26 protein-coding genes and 1 pseudogene are annotated in these 24362 nt (G+C 37.0%); 26 read left to right on the forward strand and 1 reads right to left on the reverse strand.

Going from position 1 to position 24362, the window contains the following annotated elements; genetic code table 11:
* The 10 genes from F3D3_RS15045 to F3D3_RS15090 all read left to right on the forward strand — a co-directional run bounded on the left by F3D3_RS15045 (position 1) and on the right by F3D3_RS15090 (position 13379).
* Entirely contained in the window at positions 1 to 1104 is a 1104-nt protein-coding gene (locus F3D3_RS15045) for an ABC transporter (RefSeq protein WP_069875338.1), read from the forward strand.
* A gap of 183 nt (positions 1105 to 1287) precedes the next feature.
* Positions 1288 to 2985: a sensor histidine kinase gene (locus tag F3D3_RS15050; RefSeq protein WP_069875214.1), complete on the forward strand. Its 1698-nt coding sequence runs from the start codon at positions 1288 to 1290 to the stop codon at positions 2983 to 2985.
* Between the two features lie 3 nt (positions 2986 to 2988).
* Positions 2989 to 3777, forward strand: a complete 789-nt coding sequence (locus tag F3D3_RS15055; RefSeq protein ID WP_069875215.1) for a response regulator — start codon at positions 2989 to 2991, stop codon at positions 3775 to 3777.
* A gap of 172 nt (positions 3778 to 3949) precedes the next feature.
* A complete protein-coding gene (locus F3D3_RS15060; protein ID WP_069875219.1) occupies positions 3950 to 5032 on the forward strand; it encodes an ABC transporter substrate-binding protein in 1083 nt (360 codons plus the stop codon).
* A 23-nt stretch (positions 5033 to 5055) separates the two neighbouring features.
* Positions 5056 to 6141 carry an ABC transporter ATP-binding protein gene (locus F3D3_RS15065; RefSeq protein ID WP_069875221.1) on the forward strand — a complete coding sequence of 362 codons (1086 nt, stop codon included), beginning with the start codon at positions 5056 to 5058 and terminating at the stop codon, positions 6139 to 6141.
* Positions 6128 to 7783: an iron ABC transporter permease gene (locus F3D3_RS15070; protein WP_069875223.1), complete on the forward strand. Its 1656-nt coding sequence runs from the start codon at positions 6128 to 6130 to the stop codon at positions 7781 to 7783. The genes F3D3_RS15065 and F3D3_RS15070 overlap by 14 nt, the downstream gene beginning before the upstream one ends.
* 154 nt (positions 7784 to 7937) lie before the next feature.
* Positions 7938 to 10436: a LuxR C-terminal-related transcriptional regulator gene (locus F3D3_RS15075; RefSeq protein WP_069875225.1), complete on the forward strand. Its 2499-nt coding sequence runs from the start codon at positions 7938 to 7940 to the stop codon at positions 10434 to 10436.
* A 114-nt stretch (positions 10437 to 10550) separates the two neighbouring features.
* Positions 10551 to 10778 carry a Nif11-like leader peptide family natural product precursor gene (locus F3D3_RS15080; protein ID WP_069875227.1) on the forward strand — a complete coding sequence of 76 codons (228 nt, stop codon included), beginning with the start codon at positions 10551 to 10553 and terminating at the stop codon, positions 10776 to 10778.
* Positions 10779 to 10857: 79 nt separating this feature from the next.
* A complete protein-coding gene (locus F3D3_RS15085; RefSeq protein ID WP_175438395.1) occupies positions 10858 to 12117 on the forward strand; it encodes a radical SAM/SPASM domain-containing protein in 1260 nt (419 codons plus the stop codon).
* Between the two features lie 125 nt (positions 12118 to 12242).
* Entirely contained in the window at positions 12243 to 13379 is a 1137-nt protein-coding gene (locus tag F3D3_RS15090; RefSeq protein WP_069875231.1) for a C45 family peptidase, read from the forward strand.
* Between the two features lie 12 nt (positions 13380 to 13391).
* Here the strand turns inward: F3D3_RS15090 and F3D3_RS24210 are convergent, their stop codons facing one another.
* Positions 13392 to 13547: a hypothetical protein gene (locus tag F3D3_RS24210; protein WP_175438396.1), complete on the reverse strand. Its 156-nt coding sequence runs from the start codon at positions 13545 to 13547 to the stop codon at positions 13392 to 13394.
* Between the two features lie 43 nt (positions 13548 to 13590).
* Here F3D3_RS24210 and F3D3_RS15095 point away from each other — a divergent pair, with 43 nt between their 5' ends.
* From F3D3_RS15095 to F3D3_RS15165, 16 genes and pseudogenes are all read left to right on the forward strand, one after another.
* Positions 13591 to 14430, forward strand: coding sequence for an AraC family transcriptional regulator (locus F3D3_RS15095; protein WP_069875233.1), 840 nt, complete (start codon positions 13591 to 13593; stop codon positions 14428 to 14430).
* A gap of 34 nt (positions 14431 to 14464) precedes the next feature.
* On the forward strand, positions 14465 to 15178 hold the full coding sequence (locus tag F3D3_RS15100) for an aspartate/glutamate racemase family protein (protein ID WP_069875235.1): 714 nt from the start codon (positions 14465 to 14467) through the stop codon (positions 15176 to 15178).
* Between the two features lie 56 nt (positions 15179 to 15234).
* Positions 15235 to 15798: a hypothetical protein gene (locus tag F3D3_RS15105; protein ID WP_069875237.1), complete on the forward strand. Its 564-nt coding sequence runs from the start codon at positions 15235 to 15237 to the stop codon at positions 15796 to 15798.
* A gap of 15 nt (positions 15799 to 15813) precedes the next feature.
* Entirely contained in the window at positions 15814 to 16362 is a 549-nt protein-coding gene (locus F3D3_RS15110; RefSeq protein ID WP_069875239.1) for a GNAT family N-acetyltransferase, read from the forward strand.
* Positions 16363 to 16397: 35 nt separating this feature from the next.
* A complete protein-coding gene (locus tag F3D3_RS24215; protein ID WP_175438397.1) occupies positions 16398 to 16544 on the forward strand; it encodes a hypothetical protein in 147 nt (48 codons plus the stop codon).
* A gap of 152 nt (positions 16545 to 16696) precedes the next feature.
* The gene (locus F3D3_RS15115; RefSeq protein ID WP_069875240.1) at positions 16697 to 17080 is read left to right on the forward strand and encodes a TIM barrel protein; all 384 of its coding nucleotides are present in this window, start codon (positions 16697 to 16699) and stop codon (positions 17078 to 17080) included.
* Positions 17081 to 17306: 226 nt separating this feature from the next.
* The gene (locus F3D3_RS15120) at positions 17307 to 18122 is read left to right on the forward strand and encodes a hypothetical protein (RefSeq protein WP_175438398.1); all 816 of its coding nucleotides are present in this window, start codon (positions 17307 to 17309) and stop codon (positions 18120 to 18122) included.
* Positions 18123 to 18283: 161 nt separating this feature from the next.
* The gene (locus F3D3_RS15125) at positions 18284 to 19261 is read left to right on the forward strand and encodes a hypothetical protein (protein ID WP_069875244.1); all 978 of its coding nucleotides are present in this window, start codon (positions 18284 to 18286) and stop codon (positions 19259 to 19261) included.
* Between the two features lie 71 nt (positions 19262 to 19332).
* Positions 19333 to 19526: pseudogene (locus F3D3_RS25220) on the forward strand (GNAT family N-acetyltransferase); the annotation flags it as partial.
* Between the two features lie 21 nt (positions 19527 to 19547).
* On the forward strand, positions 19548 to 19664 hold the full coding sequence (locus tag F3D3_RS25225) for a GNAT family N-acetyltransferase (protein ID WP_374700077.1): 117 nt from the start codon (positions 19548 to 19550) through the stop codon (positions 19662 to 19664).
* Positions 19665 to 19732: 68 nt separating this feature from the next.
* Positions 19733 to 20266, forward strand: coding sequence for a hypothetical protein (locus tag F3D3_RS15135; protein WP_069875248.1), 534 nt, complete (start codon positions 19733 to 19735; stop codon positions 20264 to 20266).
* A 268-nt stretch (positions 20267 to 20534) separates the two neighbouring features.
* Positions 20535 to 20732 carry a DUF2281 domain-containing protein gene (locus tag F3D3_RS15140; protein WP_069875250.1) on the forward strand — a complete coding sequence of 66 codons (198 nt, stop codon included), beginning with the start codon at positions 20535 to 20537 and terminating at the stop codon, positions 20730 to 20732.
* Positions 20725 to 21063: a type II toxin-antitoxin system PemK/MazF family toxin gene (locus tag F3D3_RS15145; protein ID WP_069875252.1), complete on the forward strand. Its 339-nt coding sequence runs from the start codon at positions 20725 to 20727 to the stop codon at positions 21061 to 21063. The genes F3D3_RS15140 and F3D3_RS15145 overlap by 8 nt, the downstream gene beginning before the upstream one ends.
* Before the next feature lie 1138 nt (positions 21064 to 22201).
* Positions 22202 to 22546 carry a hypothetical protein gene (locus tag F3D3_RS15155; RefSeq protein ID WP_069875255.1) on the forward strand — a complete coding sequence of 115 codons (345 nt, stop codon included), beginning with the start codon at positions 22202 to 22204 and terminating at the stop codon, positions 22544 to 22546.
* 421 nt (positions 22547 to 22967) lie between these two features.
* Positions 22968 to 23213, forward strand: coding sequence for a TrmO family methyltransferase (locus tag F3D3_RS25230; RefSeq protein ID WP_374700078.1), 246 nt, complete (start codon positions 22968 to 22970; stop codon positions 23211 to 23213).
* 122 nt (positions 23214 to 23335) lie between these two features.
* Positions 23336 to 24265 carry a DUF1848 domain-containing protein gene (locus F3D3_RS15165; protein WP_069875258.1) on the forward strand — a complete coding sequence of 310 codons (930 nt, stop codon included), beginning with the start codon at positions 23336 to 23338 and terminating at the stop codon, positions 24263 to 24265.
* Positions 24266 to 24362: the final 97 nt, after the last annotated feature.

A 24362-nucleotide genomic window follows, 5' to 3' on the forward strand; every position in this document is an offset into this window, starting at 1 on the left:
ATGGATAAAAATAAAATGGGCAAGCTCTTAACAGCGAGTGCAGTCCCTATGCTGTTCCTCATAATATGCTTGTTTGCGATTCCGCTATCACAATTCTCGGGCTCGTATCTTTTAAACAACATTGTCACTCGACTTGTAAGAAACTCATTCCTCGTATTAGCGCTTCTTTTACCTGTAATGGCAGGAATGGGCATCAATTTTGGTATGGTTTTAGGCGCAATGGCAGGTCAAATCGGTTTAATCTTCATTACGGATTGGGGTGTGGAAGGTGCACTTGGATTAATCCTTGCTGCGATTATTTCAACACCGATTGCCATGGTCCTCGGTTATTTTGGAGGGCGTGTTCTAAACCGTGCCAAAGGGCGTGAAATGATTACTTCTATGATGCTGGGGTTATTTATCTCTGGTATCTATCAATTCTTTTTACTCTATGTCTGTGGTTCACTGATCCCTTTCAAAACACCAGGCATGCTCTTATCAAGAGGTTATGGCGTTAGAAATGCGTTGACCTTAAATGTCGCTAAAGGCTTCGATAAACTCCTGTTCATAAAAATAGGGGGCGTCGGTATCCCTGTGGGCACTTTTATGATCATAGGACTCATCTGTCTTTTCACGGTTTGGTTCAGAAAAACCAAACTCGGTCAAGATATGAGAGCTGTCGGTCAAGATATGCACGTTGCCAGTACTGCTGGTATTGCCATGGAGAAAACAAGAATTCAATCTATTATGATTTCAACCGTTTTAGCGTGTTATGGTCAAATTATATACCTTCAAAACATTGGAACACTCAATACGTATAACGGTGCAGATCAAGCGGCTCTCTTTGCGGCAGCAGCATTACTCGTAGGCGGCGCAACCGTATCAAAAGCAACTATACCAAACGCTATAATCGGTACTGCACTTTTTCACCTCATGTTCCTCGTGATGCCAATGGCAGGGAAATACATCACAGGTCAAGCTATGCTGGGCGAATATTTTAGAATGTTCGCTTCCTATGGTGTCGTTACACTTGCACTTGTGCTTCACTCATGGAAGAGACAAAAAGATAAGGATATGGACCGAAGTCAATTCAGAATAGCGGTAATTAATCCTCCAGAAAGCTGATATTTGCGTTAGACGAATTTCATAACAGCACACTAAATCCCCCTCATATGGTCTGATGGGGATTTTTTATAGCATTTGGCGTCAATGCGTATTCGCTTTGATCATTGACGATCCCTGATATGTTTAATATAATTTACTCAACTTTCCAAAGCAAAAACCAGTAAAGGATTAGGGTGCATTCTATTGAAACATACGATCAATCACAACAAAGAACTCTTTCAAAACAAACTCCAGAAATCGGTTAATAAGAGACTCTTTTTACTCATAAGCATTGGCTGCCTTTTATTTTCCGTTGGGGTTTATATTATGAACTACAGCGTCAACCAGTCCAACGCAACGCAGCATTTAGAAGCGCTGGAATCAGAATTTATCAGAATCCACGATCACACAACTGAGTATCTTAAAAGCGATCAGGCTACTCGGCTCTTTAAACGTGTTCTCACACAAGACATCGGCCTGAATACACTCACACATTCTTTTTATGAGTTTGGCGTGGAAAGTGAAATTAAGAGCGATATGATCCTTACAGACAAGCAAGGCAATATCCTCTACACCTCTTTTAAAGAAGATGAAATCAATCTTCATATCAAACAATTCAACAAAGTGGTCTGTGAAAATGCGATCACTAAAGCAAAAAACGGGATCTACAATGCCATTTACTATTTAGGGCAAAATTATGCCAGTTATATATTTGCCGCACCTGTGTATGAAGAAGGGGAACTCATCGGCTTTTCCAATATTTATTTATCTGGGAATGAGTGGAATTATCGTCTCGCTGATTTTAATTTTAACACCGTGATCACAGATACCATGGGGAATGTCGTTATCAGCAGTCGCAAGAGTTTAATTCATAAGATCAACAAGTTCACCCCCGAGATCAGCAATCATATCTATAAGCAAAATAACGATCGCTATTGGGTCGCTTCAAAATACTTGAGTCGGTATAACGTTGTCATTTATTCACTCGTGTACTATCCAAAGAATTCATCCTTTTTTATAATCGGGTTAATGGTCATCATCCTCCTCGGCATCTCATGGTATCAACTGGCAAAGAAGATGACTCTAGCCATGGCAGAAAAAAACGCCGCTGCGGTCAATGAACTGGTAAAAGAAATTAAAATCATCCGAAAAGAAGATCGTGAATACCGCATCAAAATGAATACCAATGATGAATTCTCGGATGTTGCCGTTCAGATCAATCGAATGCTGGATAATGTCAAAGAACTCAATGAGAGAAATACCAACTTATTAGAACTCAACAATATTATAGAGCTCAAGCAATTAACGGCACAGTTTAACCCGCATTTCTTGTACAACACGCTTGAGACCATAAGATGCCTTGATTTTCAAGACCCTTCAGAACTTGATAAATTGATCACAAGGCTCACACAAATCTTGAGATACAGTATCGATAACAGTTGTAAAGACACACGCCTCATAGAGGATATGAAATATATTGAGGATTACCTTGAAATACAAATGGTCCGATACGGCGACCGTTTTAAATACAGTATCTACATTGATGAGTCCTGTCACCGTTTTATTGTGCCTAAACTTTTACTACAACCTTTGATCGAAAATAGCATCAAATACGGTTTTTTAAAGCGCATGGAAATCGAAATTCATATCAATATCTTTTTAAAAGATGATATACTACACTTGTACATTGAAGACAACGGTCTTGGTATGTCTAAGGAACAAGAACAATGGCTCCGTGAATCCCTAAAGCAAGTTGAAAACACCACTGCTCATAACGGCCTTCACAACATTGCTCGTAGACTCTATTTAAGTTATGGTGAAGGTAGTCGGATAGAACTTTATAATATGATTGGTGAAGGTCTCGGGATCATGATTTATGTGGTTCCAAATACCAGGAGGTAAACCATGTATCAGATTTTAATTGTGGAAGATGAAGATATCATCCGTAAAAATTTAGTTTATTACATGCCTTGGAATGAACTCGACTGCCTTGTTGTGGCAGAAGCGCGTAACGGTATTGAAGGCATAGAAGCGATTAAAAAACATCAACCCGATATTGTCATCGCAGACATCAACATGCCCATAATGGATGGGCTTAAAATGATAGAAGAAACCTGCGATCGATTTGAATATGTCTCTATTCTACTGACCGGTTATTCTGATTTCAACTATGCAAAAGAAGCCATAAAACACGGTGTTATAGAGTATCTGTTAAAGCCTCTTGTTACAGATGAAATGAAAGAAGCTATCGCACGCGCAAAAGTACAATGCGATATCAGACGCGCATATCTTGGAAAGCAATATAAGACGGACGAACTCAAAAATACAGCTTTGCTCAAGGATTTTTCTGTGGATGCCACAGAGGATAGCGTTGTCAAAGATATGCTTCAATATATCTACGATCATTATCATGAAAAGATATATATTCAAGATTTAGTCAATCATCTCAATTACAGTGAATCCTATCTCAATGCTAAATTCAAGGAAGCCATAGGGACTACTTTTATAGAATATTTAAACCGCTATAGAATTCAAAAAGCATTAAAATTGTTAAATGAAGGTGCCCATAAGATTCAAGAAATTGCCTGCAGTTGCGGTATAGGGGACTATAAGTATTTCGGGATCGTCTTTAAAAAATATATGGGGTGCTCACCTAAAGAGTATTTAAGTGAAATCAAATCATATTCATCTTAAGGACAATGATTAATTTATGGAGGTGTATAATGCTATATAAATGAGCGCCATTCTTTTCTGAAGGGGGCTCATTTTTGTATGGAATATTATCTATTTGGCTTTTATTTTAGGTATCTGATCCTCTTGAGGATTGATATGATTAAAGTAATCAAATCCTAAGGGGGAAAATTTTATGAAAAAAATGTTAATGTTAGTCGTTTTGAGTTTACTCGTCATCATGATGACTGCTTGTGGCGCTAAGCCAGCAGCAGAAGCACCAGCACCCGCGCCTGAAGCAACTCCAGAAGCAACTGCACCAGCTCCAGAAACGCCAAAAACAGGTGGCAATCTCGTGGTTTACTCTCCAAACAGTGAAGGTCTTATGAACGCAACAGTGCCACTATTCGAAGAAAAATACGGCATCAAAGTGGAAGTGATTCAAGCGGGTACAGGGGAACTTATTAAGAGACTTTCATCTGAAAAAGACGCACCCTATGCAGACGTTATGTTCGGCGGCTCTTTTTCACAGTTTTATTCTAATGCAGAATTATTCCAAGATTACATTTCACCAAACGATGGCAATGTCATCGAAGCTTACCAAAATACAACAGGTTACACAACAAGCTATGTTTTAGATGGCAGCTGTTTAATTGTCAACAAAACGCTATTAGGCGATATCGAAGTAAAGGGCTATAAAGATTTATTAAATCCAGAATTAAAAGGCAAAATTGCAAGTGCTGATCCAGCAAACTCATCTTCTGCATTTGCTCAACTTACGAATATACTTTTAGCAAACGGTGGTTATGATAACGATGGTGCATGGGCATATGTCAAAGACCTTTATACCAACATAGATGGTAAAGTCATGGGCAGCTCAAGTAAAGTCTACAAAAGCGTCGCAGATGGTGAGATGGTAGTTGGTCTTACTTATGAAGATCCTTCTGCTGGTCTAGTGCGCGATGGAGCCGATGTGGCGATCGTTTACCCAGAAGAAGGTACTGTCTATTTACCTGCAACGGCTGCAATCGTAAGCAACTGTGAAAACCTTGAAAATGCAAAATTATTCATCGACTTTATCATCAGTGAAGAGATTCAAAATATATACGGTACCACTTTAACCAACAGACCTGTAATCGAAGGCGCTGAAGTGGGCACTTATCTAACACCTATTTCTGATATTCATGTGATTACTGAAGATATTCCATATGTAAATGAAAATAAATCAAGTATCGTTGAAAAATACATTGATATTTTCACAAGCATTGGTTCCAATTAGAGATTGGTTTTAGGAGGACAGCAGTGAGTAAAATAATAATCAAAGATGCTGTAAAAAAATACGGTGACAATGTGGTCGTCTCTGGCCTCAATGTGGAAATAGGGGACAACGAACTGTTTACCTTACTCGGCCCTTCTGGCTGTGGTAAAACCACCTTGCTCCGTATGATCGCTGGTTTTAATTCCATCGAAGGTGGCGATTTTTACTTCAATGAAAAACGAATCAATGATATGGCACCAGAAAAGAGAAACATCGGCATGGTGTTCCAAAATTATGCGATTTTTCCTCATCTAACTGTTCGAGAAAATGTAGAATTTGGACTTAAAAACCGTAAATATGATAAAGCTTTAATGACAGAAGAGACAAACAAGTTCTTAAAAGCCATGCAAATTGACGCATTTGCTGACAGACTTCCTGAGAAACTCTCAGGAGGTCAACAGCAGAGAGTTGCACTTGCAAGAGCACTTGTCATCAAACCCGATGTGCTTTTAATGGATGAACCCCTGTCCAACCTCGATGCAAAACTCAGACTTGAAATGCGTCGCTTTATCCGAAAGATCCAAAAAGAAGTGGGCATTACCACTGTCTATGTGACGCATGACCAAGAAGAAGCCATGGCCATCAGTGATAAGATCGCCGTGATGAAAGATGGTGTGATTCAGCATTTAGGAACACCAGAAGATATCTATAAAAGACCTAAAAATGCTTTTGTCGCTAATTTTATCGGGACATCGAACTTTGTAAATGCAAAATTAAAAGCAGGTAAAGTGTGTTTTTCTGACGAATATGAAATTTCCATAGAAGCCCTTAAAGATAAAAAGGACCAAGATTTAGTGGTTTCTGTAAGACCAGAAGAATTTGTCATCGTTCAAAATGATCAAGTGGGCATCCGAGGCATCATAAAAGACACTTCATATCTTGGCATGAACACACATTACTTTATAGAGCTCAGTGAAGACAATACGGTTGAAGTCATTCAAGAATCAGCAGATGCACTCATTCCAGATAATACGCCGATTTCTTTACAAGTAAAGTCTCATAAAATAAACATTTTTGATGAAAGGGGAAGTGAGAATCTTCTAAGGTGTGATTCATTTGAAAGCGCATAATAAATTTCAATTAGACATTTGGGGATTTATTACTTTAAGTGTTCTGGTTCTATATGGTTGCTTCTTGATTTATCCCCTTGGTAACTTAATGAAGCAAGCTGTTTATAATGCTGAAACTGGCGTTTGGACACTGGATTACTTTGTGAAGTTCTTCTCCAAAAATTATTATTTCACCACATTGTTTAACAGCTTTAAAGTATCCCTTGCCGCGACATTTTTTTCGCTTGCACTCGGTGCGCCTTTAGCTTATATCTATACCATCTACGAAATCAAGGGCAAAGCCATTTTGAACATCGGCATCATCATTGCATCTATGTCCGCACCTTTTATCGGTGCTTATTCTTGGATATTGCTATTAGGCCGAAGCGGTGTCATCACAACATTCTTTAAAAATATGAACATTGAAACACCTACCATTTATGGTTTTTTCGGCATTTTATTTGTATTGACACTACAGCTTTTCCCACTGGTATTCTTGTATGTAAGAGGGGCGCTTAAGAACATCGACAGTTCCTTGATTGAAGCCAGTCAAAGCATGGGCTGTAGAGGGGTAAAACTCTTTGCAAAAATAATTATGCCACTTATCGTACCGACATTATTAGCCTCTGGGCTTTTAGTCTTCATGAGATCTTTCGCAGATTTTGGGACACCTATGCTCATCGGTGAAGGCTACAGGACATTCCCCGTGACACTTTACAACGAATTCATCAGCGAAGTGGGGGGAGACGATGGTTTTGCCGCGGCCATCGCCATAATTGCCATTATGATCACCACAGTGGTTTTCTTACTTCAAAAGTATATCGGAAGTCGAAAAGCTTTTTCCATGAATTCGCTTCATCCTATTGAAGCCAAGAAGATTACAGGCATTCAAAACATCATTGTGCATATAGTGGCTTACATTCCCGTTTGCATCGCTATATTACCACAGCTCTATGTTTTCTATACGTCTTTTAAAAATACCAAGGGCATGATCTTCGTGGAGGGGTATTCTTTTAACAGTTATGTCAGCATGTTTGACAAGCTTGGCAGAAGTATTCAAAACTCCATTATCATACCGCTGCTCGCTTTAATTGCGATTATACTTTTAGCGGTACTGATTTCATATCTTGTGGTCAGAAGAAAAAATACACTTACCAATACCTTGGATATCATCTCCATGATACCGTATATTGTACCAGGTACAGTCGTGGGTATTTCATTACTCACTGCCTTTAACCAAAAGCCACTTTTGCTCAGTGGCGGTATTTTAATCATGGTGATTGCACTGGTCATCAGGCGTCTACCTTATACCATCAGGTCTTCTGTTGCCATATTACAACAGATTCCGATGTGTATCGAAGAAGCGGCCATATCACTGGGCACACCTAAAATGAAGGCGTTTTTCAAAGTGACAGTGCCTATGATGCGTGCGGGTATTTTATCCGGTGCCATATTGAGCTGGGTCACTATGATCAGCGAATTATCCACTGCGATTATTCTTTACACTGGTAAAACCAAAACACTTACTGTGGCCATCTATACGGAAGTTATACGTGGTAATTACGGGATCGCTGCTTCACTGTCAACCTTGCTGACGCTATTTACAATTTTATCATTACTGCTCTTTGCGAAGATTAGTAAAGGCAAGGATATCAGTATTTAAGCCGTAAATTCAATAAACGCTCTATAAGTTAAAGTGCATCTTTGGGATGCACTTTTTTTTGCATGCCCCTATATTTATCATTCCCATTTGGATGGTATTAATGTATAATTGAGGTGATCTCCATTGACACACTAGAAAATTCAGCGAGGTATATATGTTAGAAAAAAATTTATTGCAACGTAAAAACATATCTAAAGCACTTGCCAATGCTTTAGATTACCCACTTACATTATTGATTGCACCGATGGGGTATGGCAAGACCACCGCTACAATTGAATTTTTTAAAACGGCTGACAAAACCCCTTACTGGTTCCATTTTGAAGCAGATGAGCATTCTCCTAAATTCATCTGGGATACCTTTTCGAGGCAAATTAAAATGATCGATGAGGCTCTAGGGGAACTTTTTAGAAACTTGGGGTTTCCATTCTTAACCCCTCAAAGAAACGAAGTTTTTTCAATATTACAAGCGATCACTAAGACAAAACCGATACATATAATCATCGATGATTATCAATTCAATAAGTCTACGACTTTTGACGAATTCATCGAACTATTAGTGCGTGCCGACATTTACAATCTCCACCTTTTAATCCTTTCACGCTCAATGCCTAACCTTAAAATTGAAGAACTTAAGTTAAAAAACAAGTGCTGTTGTATCACACAAAAAAGCTTTTTATTGTCCTCTGCTGATGTGGGTAAACTCTTTCGCATTAATCACATTCCAGCTGGAAAAGATATTATTTTAAAAGTTCACGAGCAGGCTGAAGGGTGGATTTCAGTTGCACTTTTACTGATGCATAAATATCAAGAAACTGGACAAGTGGGTTCAGTTGAACCTATTGAAACCTTAATAGAAAGTACCCTAATGACCAAGCATCAAAACGAACTTGAAATTATAGCACTTTTAGGTATTCTTGACAGCTTCTCCATGTCACAACTTGCGTCTATATTAGGACAAAACACCGCAGCACTGCTTATCAACAAGCTTCAAAAGACAGGCACCTTTTTAAGGTATCATTCAGAAAGTAAAAGGTATACGATCCATCATATCTTTCAAACTTATTTATATGAATATGAATTTCAAAGATTACCGCAGGCACTTCAAAGAACATATTATGCTAAAACTGGCCTATGGCTCGTGGAAAACAACTTCATAATTGAAGGCATCAAATGTTTGACCAAAGCAGAAGAATATGTACAAATACTAAAAGCCTTTGAAAAAGGTTCTATAAGGAAAATGTACGATCACGACCCCGATGCGATTATCCATATCATGGAGCAAATGCCTCAAAAGCTCAAATTTGAACATTTGCTCGCTTACTTATGTTACTTACATTTTCTAATATCTTCTCATGATATTCCCCATGGGGCAAGACTGCTACATGAACTTGACGCTAAAGTAAAAAATGATGAAATCAATTTTGATTGCACGGGACTGAAGATAGAGGGTGAAATCGAATTTTTGAAAAGTCTAATGGCTTATAACGATATTGAAACCATTTTTGCCAGACAAAAAAAAGCCTACGCGATTCTAGGCGGCAGTTCAAAGACCACTAAACTTGACAAAATGCCATGCTCTGGTTCGTTTAGTGTATTATATTTATATTATAAGCAAGAAAATACTTTTAAACAGACCGCTGAATCTATTCAAGACAATATTAAGTATTATGAATTACTTGCAAATCGAAAAGGGACTGGCCTAAAATATGCCGTTATGGCCGAATACTTTTTAGAAATAGGCCATATCGAACAAGCGGAACTCTATGCTCAAAAGGCCATTATAAAAGCGGAAAAGCTCCCACAGTTTGATGCCTTAATCTGTGGTACCTTTACGCTCTCAAGATGTGCCATTGCAAAAGGGCAGATTGATAAAGCAAATGAACTGATGAATCGTCTTACGGCAGAGCGGTCACCCAAAACCACGTCATTATTCTATTCATCAAGAAGTCCATACTTTTTAGCAATGGATGCACTGCGTTTAAAAACAGGCCAATTCGAGGTGCTCAGTGAGCCACTCAAAAATAATGAACTCAGCGCTCATCTGTTCTTTTTCCAGAGCAAAGGCCTTGGCTTTATTCTCTACGGCCAATATTTATTACACGAAGGCAAATACATTGAACTTGAATTGCTCTGCGAGGAAATGAACACACTGTTTTCAGAATTTAATAACCTCATGGGATACATTCATGCCTACATTTTAGAAGCCATTGCAATGGCTCAGATCTATAATTTGAATCAAGCAATGATCCCATTCAAAAAGGCGATTGCCATTTGTAAAGGGGATCATATTATCACTTCATTTGCTGAATATGGCATATGGATATGCCCCTTATTAGAGCACTTTATCACGATAGAAGGTGAAACGCCTTTTTTAAAGGAACTCCTTTTAAAATCACTTCAATATGCGGAAATCCTAAAAAAATGCCGTCATCAAAACATGCCCTTGCGTTTAACCTCAAGAGAACTTGAGATTATGGCACTGCTCAAAACGGGAAAGAGCAACATTCAGATGGGTACTGAACTCTTTATCAGTGAAAGCGCGGTCAAAAAATTGCTCTCCTCCATTTATAGTAAACTCGGTGCTAAGAATAGAACACAGGCCATTAAGCTTTACAACGATCAGCTTGAAGAATACACCGACATGCGCTCTTAATGATTTTCTTCAAATTGTAAAAGTATACTTTCGGACAGTACTCATTATTTTTAAGAGAAGGTATAATTATCTTGTATCTAAAACTTAGAAGTACATATTGAAAGGAGACTTATCATGAACGCAAATTTAACACCAAGCATTCAAAAAATGCTGAAAATGGCTCAAGAAAATCCAGCTTTTAAAAATGGATTATCTGCATGTACAACAAAAGATGCTGCAATGACATACTTAAAGTCAAATGGTATTATGGTCAGCAGTGACGAACTTCAATCATTTGCCACAAGCCAAGCAAGCAGAGCGGATGTGAATAATAATGTAGGCACTTGTTATGTACACATTTAAGCACTAAATCATCCAAGGAAAGGGAGGGCATAACATGCTCTCCTTTTTCAATCCATACAGAATAATCGAGGTCATCAAAATGAAAAAAGACACCTATTTCATACTGGAAAACGAAAATTGCAAAGGGGAGACATTCTTTTACGCACCACTTAAGGCCTATTGTGAGCTGATAGACAACTCTCAAAGGGAAGAAAGTGTTCAAAAACACATTCAAGTGATTTCAGAAATTGAAAATGCGACTATAGAGTGTGTGCATCTTTTGCCCCCTAATTTATTTCTCACACTGACCAATAAATGTAATCTTAACTGTAAATACTGTTATGCAGGTGCTCTTGATGGAGAAGCGTGTGATGTCACAAAACCCATTTTAAAAAATGCGATTGATACTTATTTGACAAAGATAAGCGAAAGACACCTAGAGCACTGTCATATTGGCTTTATGGGCGGTCGTGAACCCACTTGTGCTTTTGAACTCTTAAAATTTGCTGTGAACTATGCAAACGAAATCGCTGAAAAAGCGCATATTACCCCCACTTATTCTATAGTGACTAACGGCTTTTACAGCCAAGAAGTTTCAGAGTTTATCTGCAATCACATCCATAAGCTTTCCCTGTCGTTTGATGGTCCTGAGTTCATCCAGAACTTTCACCGACCAGCGCCAAGTGCAACAGACAGTTTTAATCGAGTCTTCCAAAATGCCTTAAGTTTAAAAAAATCCAAAGTAAAATGGCAAATTCACGTCGTGGTAACCGCATATAATATTAATCATTTGGAAGAAACTATGGCTTTTTTTAATGCACATTTTCAGGGTACACAAATCGTTTTTGCACCTATGGATCAGGCTGATCACAAGGGCCAAGTCATGCCGCCAAGCCCTGAACTTTTCCATGAAAAACTTGAGCAAATTCAAAACAGATACTTAAATGCCGCAATAACAGTGGAACGCGATTTAAAGACACTCAAAGACTACGCTTGCGCTTCGGTCTCCAATCAAGACTGGTATATCTCTGAAAAAGGCATTATAGAAACTTGTATGCGTTCATCACATTCAAAAGATAATCTCTTTACCATCGGTTATTTTGATGAAACCGAAATTAAATTTAAATTGCTTCCCCAAAAAATAGAAGCCCTGAAGCAATTTGATCTCAATCAGCAAGAAGATTGTCAAATCTGTTTTGCAAAATACCTCTGTGGAGGGGGCTGTCCGTATTTAAGAAACAACGGGGCTTGGCATTGTGATCTCATAAGGGTCTATGCGAAAACAGCCATTATTCAGCAATATTACGAAAAAGATCTGAAAAGACATTTATGCGCTTTACTCGATTTTGATAAAGAATAAACCCCTAATTTCTTTAATGGACAAATCGGTGCATAAAACCACAGGAAAATTCGAATAGGACACTCTATAATAAGGGTATGGTTTTGCACATACCAATATTTGCACATACAATTAGAGGAGGTCTTATGAAAAATAGAAGAACAACAAAAGCACAGTACATCGAAATATCGGGGTCATCGTATGAAATCGGTGCACAAATGGGTAAGTTATTACCTCAAAACGCGGGGATCATAGCGCCGTCAGAATCCATGCCAAAAGTCATTTTGGACGAAGCACTTGCGTTATATGATGCGTATTGTCCAGGCCTTACAGATGAACTCAAGGGCTACGCAGATGCCACAGGTGCAACACTGGGTCAGCTTATCTTTTGCGCTATGACATATCTGAGACCGAGCTGTAGCGAAATGGTTTTCTTACCAGATCTAACAGCAGAGGCACATGTACTTTTAGCACGCAGCTATGAATTTGCACCACAATTTGAAGACTTTAGAGTTATTAAGCTCTCGCCAACAGGGAAGTATGCGCATATTGGCGGTTCAATTGCCGATTTTGGTCGAAGTGAAGGCTTAAATGAACATGGCCTTGGCGTATGTATGACATCCTGTGGGTTTCCCGTAAGCAATCAAAAAGAAATGCGCTCCCCAGCATTTAAAGGGCTCCAGTTTTGGGCAGTGATCAAAGCACTTCTTGAAAACTGCAAAGATGTAGAAGAAGCACTTAACTTTGTTCAGAAGATGCCCATTGCCTATAATATCAATCTTTTAATGGCAGACGTATCGGGGAGGGCAGTTCTCTATGAAACTTTGGATGGTACCTCTGCTTATGTAGAAATTCATCAAGCAGATCACTCTAATCCCAATTATCTTCACGCCACCAACCATCCTGTCTTAGAACCCATGCGTTCCAAGGAACCTTTTGCCATGAATAATTCAGTTGTACGATATCAGACAATTGATGCATTTATCAATCAAAACGATAAACACAGCGCCGATCAGATTAAGTCGTTCTTACTAACGGACTATCCACAGGGACTTAACTGCCGTGGATTTGATGAGTTCTTTGGAACGATAAAGAGTGTCGTCATGGACCTAAATGAGCTCAGTTTTGAAATATGCTGGGCAGGACAAGCACTCAACGGCTGGCAAAAGTATGCGCTTAAAGGTTCTAATAAGGAAGAGACCGCTCCCCCGATCACTTATGAAATTGAATACGACAACGCACCCTCTGCCAGTGGCTTTTTCGATCGCGTGCCCCTCAAATAATCTAAAATGCGCTTACGGATAATACGCGATCCAGAATAGGGTATAGGATGCAGGGTATAAAATATAGGGTTCAGTATTAGGATTCATGCGAAACTGACTTTTGACACTCTGACGATTTAAGGTATAATAATTATAGTAAGCATCTAAAAAGATTTCTATATTTAACATAGGAATCTTTTTTGTGTCTTTCAATTTAATGTGGAGATTAATTATGGAATGGATTCAATCGCTAAATACAGCCATAGATTATATTGAGGCTCATCTCCTTGATACTTTTTCTGTAAACGATGTCGCTTTAAAAGTACATATTTCAACCTACCATTTTCAAAGGACTTTCAGCATGCTCACTGGCATTAGCATGGGCGAATACATCCGCAACAGACGGCTTTCATTGGCTGGTCAAGCCCTCACACAAAAGGGCTCTAAAGTACTGGACGTGGCGCTTACTTACGGCTATGAAAACGCAGAGAGCTTTTCTAAAGCCTTCGAAAGATTTCATGGCATCAAGCCAAGTCACGCTAAAAAACAAGGGGCTGTGTTAAAATCCTATAATCGCATGCTGATTAAACTGGCCATAGAAGGTGGGAATATCCTTGAGTATCGTATTGAAAAAAAACCTGCATTCAAAGCGGTTTTAACCCCACATGTATTTGAATCAGATACCTGCATGCTTGAAATTCCTGAAGTATGGCAGACTTTTATGAGACAATTCAACGCACATGGCGTATGTGGCGAAATGGGCGTCCGGATATTCGATCAAGAAGCGTCGAATAAATTTACCTATGGTATTGGATGCCATGAAAAATGTGTAAATAACGTTCCCAGTGGCTTTGCGGTTTATGAGATTCCCGAGTTCACATGGGCTGTTTTCCCTTGCACTGGCCCCATGCCTGAATCGATACAAAAGATGTGGTGTCGTATCTATACTGAATGGTTGCCTCAAGCTAGGTACCAGTTTTTTGATGAATACGACATTGAATATTACACCGAAGGGGACATTCATTCAGAAAATTATGAGTCTGAAATTTGGATTCCTGTGGTTAAAAAATAGGTCTAGCGGAGAGTGAAGGTGCGTGGAGGGATTAATGCATAAGAACAAACACAACAATACAATGAAGCGTATCGGTATTTTAGCGGGTATGGGCCCAAGATCCACAAGTCCATTTTTGGAAATGGTTTTAGATGAATGTCAAATTCAATATGGTGCAAAATACGATATCGATTATCCACATATGATGATCTATTCGTTGCCAACGCCTTTTTATATCGACCGTGAAGTGGATGAGACTGCCCTTAAAAATTATATTAAAACAGGTTTAAATAATCTCGTTGAGGCTGGTGTTGACATCGTTGCAATACCTTGTAACAGCGCACACAAATATTTTGAAGCAATTACAGAGGGTGTTACCGTGCCCGTCCTTAATATCGTGGATGAAGCCCTAGACGCCATCCCTGAAAACTCAAAAGTTGCAATACTCTCAACAGAACTCACCTTCAATTCAGGCATTTATCAAAAGGGAATCTCTGCCAAGATGTGTACTCTAATACACGAGAGCGAATGGCAGCAATCCGTAAATGCCATCATTATGAAAATTAAAGCAAATGAAGACATTAAAGAGATTATAGGGTTATGGCATAGGCTAGAGCGCCAATTGCTTGATGCTCAAATTGATTTTGTCATTTTAGCGTGCACAGATTTGAACGTCCTGTTCGATAAAATAGATTTAAAAATTAAAATCATTGATACTTCTAAGAAACTCGCTCAAGCCTTAGTGAAAAATTACCTATTATTAGAATGATCGAATTCCAAATTTGAAAACCAAAATGAATCAACTTTTAGATGGGAGGACTACTGATGGCACTTTCTAAACGCTTCTTTTTATCACTTTTTATTCTGGCAATCCTTTGTATCCCCGTGGCTTGCTCAAAAAGTATTCCTGAAGAAAATGATATACACGAAACTTATTTGAAAATTAATGACACGATCAAAAGTACTGAATTTATAAATTTCGATTTCTATGACCTGTTAACAGAACTCTCACTTGAGCCAGCAGAAGTTTTTATAAACGAGTTTAATGTCAATATTGATCAAGATGGCTACATAAACAGCTTTAACATTTCCTATGCTGTAATCGATTCGAGTCAAGTTATGACAATGATGTACCGCCGAAAAAATGATTTTTTTAAGATTTTAGAAACTACTTTAGACGCTCAACCTGTCATTATAAACGCAAATGTTGAAGTTTTTAAATTTGCTGATCTTAATCTTAAAGATTTAGCTCAACACTATGCCCACTATGATTCATGGGAACTACAATTTAAAAAAATAGCCCGAGGTGCAGAATTTTTCATTTACGGCTATCCGATTGAAAAAGAAGATGAGCCCTATACTGTAACTGTCGATGATTCACTTTTTTAACCTGGAGGCATTTTTATGATCATTGAAACGAAGCAAATCAATTCTAAATCTATCGAATGGACACTAAGAAGTGCTCAGAAGAGTGACGCGATGGCGCTAGCAAAACTACGTCTTCAAATTGACAGTGAAACAGAATTTCTAGACCGCGAAGTAGGAGAGGGCGTCTTAACAGAAGCAGATTTTATAAAAATTATTGAAACAGACAGTTTAGATGCAGGGCATCTTTTTCTCGTTGCAGAATTTGAAGATGAACTCGTTGGCTTCACAAGATGTGAACGCAAAGTTTTAAACCGTTTTAACCATCAAGCTGATTTTGGTATCTGTATTTTAAAAGACTATTGGGGATACGGTATAGGCAGACATCTGATCCATGCAGTGTTGACTTGGGCCGATGAAACGCACATCGAAAAAGTGGTGCTCTCTGTAGTTGAAGCCAATGAATCCGCTATCAAGCTCTACCAAAGTGTTGGCTTTAAACAAGAAGGCCTTCTCATTAACGATAGAAAACATGCAGAGGGTCGCTATTATAACACGGTTTTAATGGGGCGTATGAGATCGAATTGATAGGAATGAAGGCGAAAATTTTAGTTGGAGGTCACATGCGACTATTGGGAATGCCCACACTGATTGAACTTGATACACTTGAAGACAATGTTAAACTTTGTAAATCTCTCGGCCTTGACTTTGTTGAAATCAATATGAATCAACTTTTATGGACAATATCGCTTCTTTTTCTAATTTTATAAACGCGCAACTCGAGGGCCAACCTCTTCAACTATCAAAGCGTATACTCAGTCCGCTTCGCTACCTTCGTAACACTTGCACAATCCTATCGGATTGCATTCAGTGGGCGTTTGGACTCCCACTGAATTAGGAATATGTCCCCCCACTTAGAGAAGTGGGGGGACATCTCCTCAAGGGTTATATAGAGAATACAGGCATTTATGATGCACCTTTCATTACAACGGCACTGAATAGATTACTTGAGAATAAACACATCAACCTCACTTGGGACATCGGTCACGATCACTCAAGCGGATTTGCCGATCAAGCCTTTCTTGAGAAAAATATCAAGCGTATTCAACATTTCCATGTTCATGATGCCATTGGCAAATCAAATCATTTAACGCTTTTTGAAGGTGAGATTGATATAGAATACTTCCTGACTTTATCAAAACAAAATGAGGCCACTGTTGTCTTCGAAACAAAGACCATTGAAGCGTTAAAAGAATCAATCTCAAGATTGAAGGTGCGTGGGGAGATTCCCCTATGGCATGCTTGAGTATGCCATAAGGCAGTTATCGATGCTTTAAAAAAAATAGCTCAAGCCTTAGTAGAAAATGATCTATTATTAAGGTAATCCAGTTCCAAATTTGTTATAATAAATAAGCTAAGTATTGGAAGAAGTCTTGACAATATAGAAAGGCAGGGTGAACCCGCTTATGACACGGAAAAAATTTTACATACTTTTATCGTTTGAGTTACTCTCGATCATACTTTTAACTGTAATGAATCATTTAAACCTCAACTCAGCCACTTTTAACGCTTCTGAAATCAAAGTCCTATTGGGAGGCTTTATTTTATTCTCTGGACTCATCCTTATAATATACATTGGAAAAACAAGATTTGATCAATACCTCCAAGATTTCAGTCCAGCATATGCTCACTTTTATAAACTTATTATGGCAGAACTTGATGCACATGAAATATCTGAAGAGACCCAAAAAATTATTGCTCATGACCTCATTTCATTTATAAAAACCCGATCAGAGAACGAGGCTGATTATGCCTATTCCAAATTTTTCAGGCGTGATGATTACGACTCTACTGAGGATCCAAGTTTTCAAATATTGAGTCATCAAATCATCTCTGAATACAAGAGAAAAGAAAAGCTTATTGGCTTTTTAAAATTTATAAGTCTAGTGGCCTTTTGCCCTGTGATCTTCGCCTCTATTTTAAATCGATTTAATTTTGGCCCCTCATTATTCGAAGTTACAGCCAATCTTAAAGGTTTTATCTATATCCTTTTTGTTGTGTTGGTGCTCCTTCCGCTCGAAAAATGGACTTCCTTTAAAGATCGAAAAGAATTTGCCTTTTTCTTAAACATCATTTTCGTAATTGCATTCTCTAAAATCAGTTCTTCTTCGTTTTCAAACCTCTTTTTAGAAGGGCTCATGAATAATCAGATAAAACTCATCCCCAATCTATATTTTTTAATAGGGTATCTGAGCGTCTCTCTATTATCCTATGCAACACAATATGCCATTCGCAGAAATATTATTAGATCACTTTTAGGCGATGGATACTTGGAAGTAACCATATGATCCGTTTAAATCAAGGATGACACACTGGAACTGGGAAAAGATAACACGCAGCGATAACCATCACGATTTTGATTTGGCGTATGAGAATACAGTAAAACAGAGCGAATCCTTTATCTTTAAGAAAATATTTAAAAAAACGTCGTATTAGGGGGAAATATATTATGGGGTATAAAGGCACATTGAGATCACTAGAGGCTACAATGAGAGCAGCAGAAAGAGATTCCAAACGTAGACAACGAGAGTTTGAAAACAGAGAAAAGCAATTGCAAAAAATGCAAGAACTTGAACGCGCTAAATTTGAAGTAGATCAATACGAAAATGATTTAGAAGTTAAGACCTCACTTCACAAAGAAATAACTGGCTATAATTGGAACGACATAGGGCATATTGAAAAACCAGTGGAACCTTTGTATTTGAAAAATAGAGAAGAAAAGGCGAGATATGCATTAGATACATATAAGCCTAGATTCATTGATAAGATATTCAAAAAAGAAGAAAAAAAAATCGAAAAAATGAAAATAGAACTGAAAAATGCTATGCTTTATGACAAAAATGAATATGATGAAAATTATGAAACGTGGCAGAAAAAGCTTGAAGAATACGAAAATCTACATGCTATTTATCTAAGAATTTCAAGCGGCGATAGAACAGCATTTAAAACTTGGGTTGATTTATCAAGTCCTTTTGAAGAAATTGAGGCATTAGGAACATCCATAGAAATTGATTACATGAGCGATTCAATTAAAGTGTATATAGATACTTGTCCTATTGATATTATACCACAGGTATCCAAGTCGCTGTTAAAGTCAGGAAAGTTGTCCGAAAAAAGTATGTCAGCAAGTAAACGTAACGCACTTTATCAAAATTATGTTGCTAGCGAATCCATTCGAGTTGCAAGGGAGCTATTTGAAATGATTCCTGTGAATGAAGTTGTGATTAATACAAAAATGAACTTACTCAATAAGTCTACGGGTTACCACGAAAATTGTATAATATTGTCCGTTTTTTATGTGAGAGAAACACTCAAAAAAATAAATTATGAACTCATTGTGCCTTCAGAGGCACTATCAAATTTTATTCATAATATTAATTTTAATAAAACTACAGGATTTGATGCAGTAGATGCTATTGAAAAATAATGCATTTAGAAGAGGGCTTCTATTGTGGCAGAATTGCAGAAAGAGGTGAACAACGCGAGGGCCAATTTTACATGTACGTAATTCGTGATGAAAATGACGCTTTTATCGGAAGGCTTAATCTGCAAATGATGCATTCCGAGCATTCAACAAAAGCTGAATTAGGCTATAGAGTGGATTCCGAAAAACAAGGCAAGGGATATACAAGCCAAGCAATAAAACTTATTTTAAAAGAATTTTTGAGCACTACAACGTCAACGAAGTTATTGCAGGCACTTCAAAAGACAATATCCCTTCACAACGCGTACTTGAAAAAAATGGATTCAAGCAAATTGGAGAAGAAAAAAAGGTGATGAAGGTCAATGGTAAATGGGTTGATGGGTTTTTATATGCCATTCAAGAATAATTAGACAGAAAAAGAGGTGTTTCAAATGATATCCATTTACGATTGGAATACTCACAGAGGAGGAACCAATGATATTAACAATGGAAAATATGATAAATATTATTCAAATAATTATAACGCTGATTATTGCAATTCCAACTGGTGGATTTGCTTTATATCAATGGTATAAAGCAAACAAGGTAAGACGAGCAGAATTTATAAATCAAATAATTGAGAAACTGAGGTTTGATAAGGATTTTGTAGAAATTGTTTATCTTATAGAGTACAATCATGACTGGTATAATGGTGGGTTTCATAATGGAGCAGATGGTTTAGAATTTAAAATTGATAAACTTCTATCATACATGACTTATATTTGTTATCTAAAAAATCATAGAATTATTAGTAAAAACGAATTTTCAATATTAGAATATGAAATTTATAGAACCTGTGAATCACCAAGTATACAAGCGTACTTATGGAATTTACATCATTTCTCAAATAAAAGATCCCAAAGGTGTACTTTTGATGGATTGATAAAATATGGTAAAAACAAAAAGATTATCTGTATTGACTTCGATAACAAAAATAGCACTATTTTCCAAAAACATTTAAACTTTTGAACAACTATATATTTTATACAATCTTTGGGAAATACCATTTAAAAAAGGCTATCGTATGTACTACGTATAACTCCGAACTTACGCCATTGCCTATTGTCATGCCTTTTGCGAAAGAGCGTGCAAAAGCCCCGCCAACTTGCCGCTGTGGCGTCAAGCACGGCAACGTCGTAAGTCCGTCTCTCGTTAGGCAAAACATTTTTCAATGGGTTTTGGATAAGACAATGAGTTCAAAATATAGTATAATATTTAATAGAAAGAGGTGAATGGAATGGATACTGCCAAAGATTATATCCATAAGCTGATAGATGAATTATCAGAGAAAGAGCTACCCGAAGTTCTTGATTATATTGAATATATAAAATCTAAAAAATTGAAAGAGAATTATCAAGATTTACAAGATGCAAGCCAGTCAAGTATGTCATTTTGGGAAAATCAAATAGACGATGAGGTGTGGAATAATGTATAAACAAGGGGATATACTATTAGTACCAATTCCATTTTTAGATTTGACAGCAACTAAAAGAAGACCAGTCCTCGTTATATCTAATGCTATTTATAATAGTCGAACCGAAGATATTATTGTATCTGCAATTACATCAAATATAAGAGGAACTGATTTTGAAATAGTATTTGATGCTGAAGATATGCTAGAAGGAAACCTTCCAAAAATTTCATGCATAAGACCAGATAAAATATATACACTATCAAAGAATATTATTGTAAAGAAATATGGTGTGTTATCCCAATTAAAGGTATCAGAAGTAAGCCTGAAATCGGAAGAGATAATAAGTAATTAACCCGCAAGGGTTTTTCTTTTAATAAAGAGTACATAAATAGAGAAAAAACATTAAAGTTAATTTCAAACGAAAAATGCAACGCCTAACATTAAAATAATGTTTCTAAAGCACACAAAAAAATAAACCTCAAGGAGGCATAAAATGTGATTTAGGAATATTGTGTCTCCCAAAGATGCGTCACCATTACCTCAATGTGCTCTTTAGGTTTTTTAAAACAGATTTTGAATAAACGCCTTACAAAAGGTAAAAATGAGATTGTGAATCCATGGAAAAATTGATACAATTACATAGATTCCCATTCCCCATGAAAGTACATTCAATCATTTGGACGTGTAAGAATCTATTAAGTTTCAAAAGCTTAACCTGCACCAATATGTGGTGTAGCCTCTTGCATGACAGTATCACAATTAGAAGGTTCTAAAGGGCATTTTGAACACCTAGAAAAATCAAGGCGCATAAATTTGACTAGAAATGGCCACACGATGAGTATACTGACATAAATTGACCAGACACCTTTAAAAAGTGCAGGTTATCAAATCATTACCCATTAATAAGTAGGTTAGATTTAAGTGAAAAAGTGGGGCATTTCAAGTTCTACTTGACAATCAGTACTTGCAACCCTAACACTTAATGGTATGGCTGAAATGCTCAAACGCAATTATTGGACGAACCGAGTGGGAACCATAGACAGTACAACTTCGATAAAGTGAATATAACCGTTTATGCAGATGATTTTTTCATAACCGTAAGAAAGAAAGAACCGCTAGACATGAACCTATTCAAGTATCTATGGAACTGGACAAAACGAAGACATCCCATGAAGTCAAAAACAGGGAGAATGAAACGATACTTCGCTCAAATTGGTGCAAGAGATTGGATATTCAAGTCAGAGAGCGCACAGCTATTACTAGCAAGTGATTTCAAAATAAGCAGACACACTTTAATCAAATATCCATATCTCAAAGAGTATGAGGCATATTACCAGAAACGGAAGGCACTGAAAATGGTTAGTTATAAATAACTTAAGCCGTATGACGTGAAAGTGTCATCTACGGTTCATGGAGGGAAGAGGGTGTAAATCCTCTGACTTACCCGACTTTCAACGTTAGTATTTGAGAAAATAGAAGAGGAGTTAATCATGGGAAAATATACAAATTATATTATACTTACAATATTTATAGTTTTTTTGGGGGATATATTGTATCTGTCAACTGGCAGTGCACTTTTATCAAACTGGGGGCCAGTAATCATCACAGCTATAATAGTCGGTTTTAGGTTAGCGAAAAGTAATGATAGTCATGAAAGTACTAGGAGAAAGAGTTTACAAATCTCATTGTATGGTGGAATACTTAAGCTAGTACTTAGTATTGTAAAAGTGAAGGGATTAACAATGTTAGCGGCAATACTAATACCATTAATTTATTCATTGATTATTTACTTATTCATACTAATAAGTATTAGGGGCTTTAAGTTAAAACAGTAAAAATATTAGTAAACACGTTGAGATATCACCTAGCATATAATAATGTTTCTGATGCGCACAAAAATAACACCTCAAGTCACACTTTTCAGTACATCAGGAACGTCCTGTTGGATGAAACCGCATACCATTACCTTGAATCAAGCATCGTGACAGGAAGAATGAAACGATACTTCGCTCAAATTGGTGCAAGAGATTGGATATTCGTCAGAGAGCTCAAAGCTTTTGCTGGCGAGTGATTTCAAAATAAGCAGACACACTTTAATGAAATCCCCATATCTCAAAGAGTATGAGGCATATTACCAGAAATGGAAGGCTTGCTGACCGCTGAAAATGGTCCCTTATAAATAAATTGAGTCGTATGACGTGAAAGCGTCACGTACGCTTCTTAGGGGGAAGAAGAGGAGGCAATATCAAGTCTACGATTAGATTGAATAATGAGTATATAGGTGGATTAACTGGATTAGAAAGTTTTACTTATGTAATAATTTTGACATATCTGCATGAATCAAAATTTGTACGAGATAAGCATTTAGAAAGACGTCCAAGGAATTCTCCAGAGATGCCTTTGGTAGGCATATTTTCTCAAAGAGCCAAGGATAGACCTAATCCTATAGGGGTAACTGCTGTGAAGATTGTCGAGGTAGCTTCCGTCTATTCCGTCGCATAACATAAAGTAAGGTTTTTTGAATCACACAAAAACATCTCAAGTCACACTTTTTTGCACCTCAAGAATCTATTAAAAGTTGTAAGAGTGCTGGAGAAATTATTGAGATAAGGTAGGTTGTAATTATGATAATTAGTGCAAGTAGGAGAACAGATATTCCCTCATATCATTCAGATTGGTTTGTTGATCGCCTTAAAGAAGGTTATTTGTATGTTAGAAACCCTATGAACTTTAATCAGATATCAAAAATATCACTTAAACCTGAAGATGTTGAATGTATAGTTTTTTGGACTAAGAATCCAGAACCGATGTTTAAATACTTAAAAGAATTGGACGATTTTAATTATTATTTCCAATTCTCTTTGACATCATATAATAACAAAATTGAAAAAAATTTGCCTCCTAAAAAATTTCTAGTTCCAGTATTTAAACGATTATCTGAGATTATTGGTAGCGAAAGCGTTATTTGGAGATATGATCCCATTCTGTTGAGTGATGATATCGATATAGAATATCATATCCATAATTTTAAATTTCTAGCTGAAAAATTGAGTGGATATACAGAAAAATGTGTGATAAGTTTTTTAGATGAATATCCTAAAATAAAAAAACAATTAAAAGACAATTGTATTAGAGCACCCAGAGATGAAGAAATAAATGAAATCGCTTTAGAATTTTCTAAAATAGCCTTAGAAAATAAAATCATTCTCGAAACTTGTTCCGAAAAAATCAGCTTAGAAAATTATGGAATTTCACACGGAAAGTGTATTGATGATGCGTTGATCAGAAAAATTTCTGGATTATTTGGAGAAGTTTACAAAGATGGGAATCAAAGAGAAGAATGTGGATGTGTGAAGAGTATTGATATTGGTACATATAATACGTGTTTGAATGGTTGCATATATTGCTATGCAAATTATACAAAAAACATTAACTTGGAAAATCATTTTGGTTCACCTTTATTACTTGGTGAAATTGACGGCAATAGTAAAATAACCGAAAGAGAAACTGAGAGTGTGTTCACTACTCAAATAAGTATAGATAACTTCTTATAACATAAAGTAATGGTGGGACCAGAGCTTGAAATAAAAGTAGGTCAAGGCAAAGAGAGAGGTTCGAAGATTTTGAAAGATATAATTGTGGAGGAAGAAA

Origin of the sequence: Fusibacter sp. 3D3, assembly GCF_001748365.1 — a bacterium.
GTDB lineage: Bacteria > Bacillota > Clostridia > Peptostreptococcales > Acidaminobacteraceae > Fusibacter_A.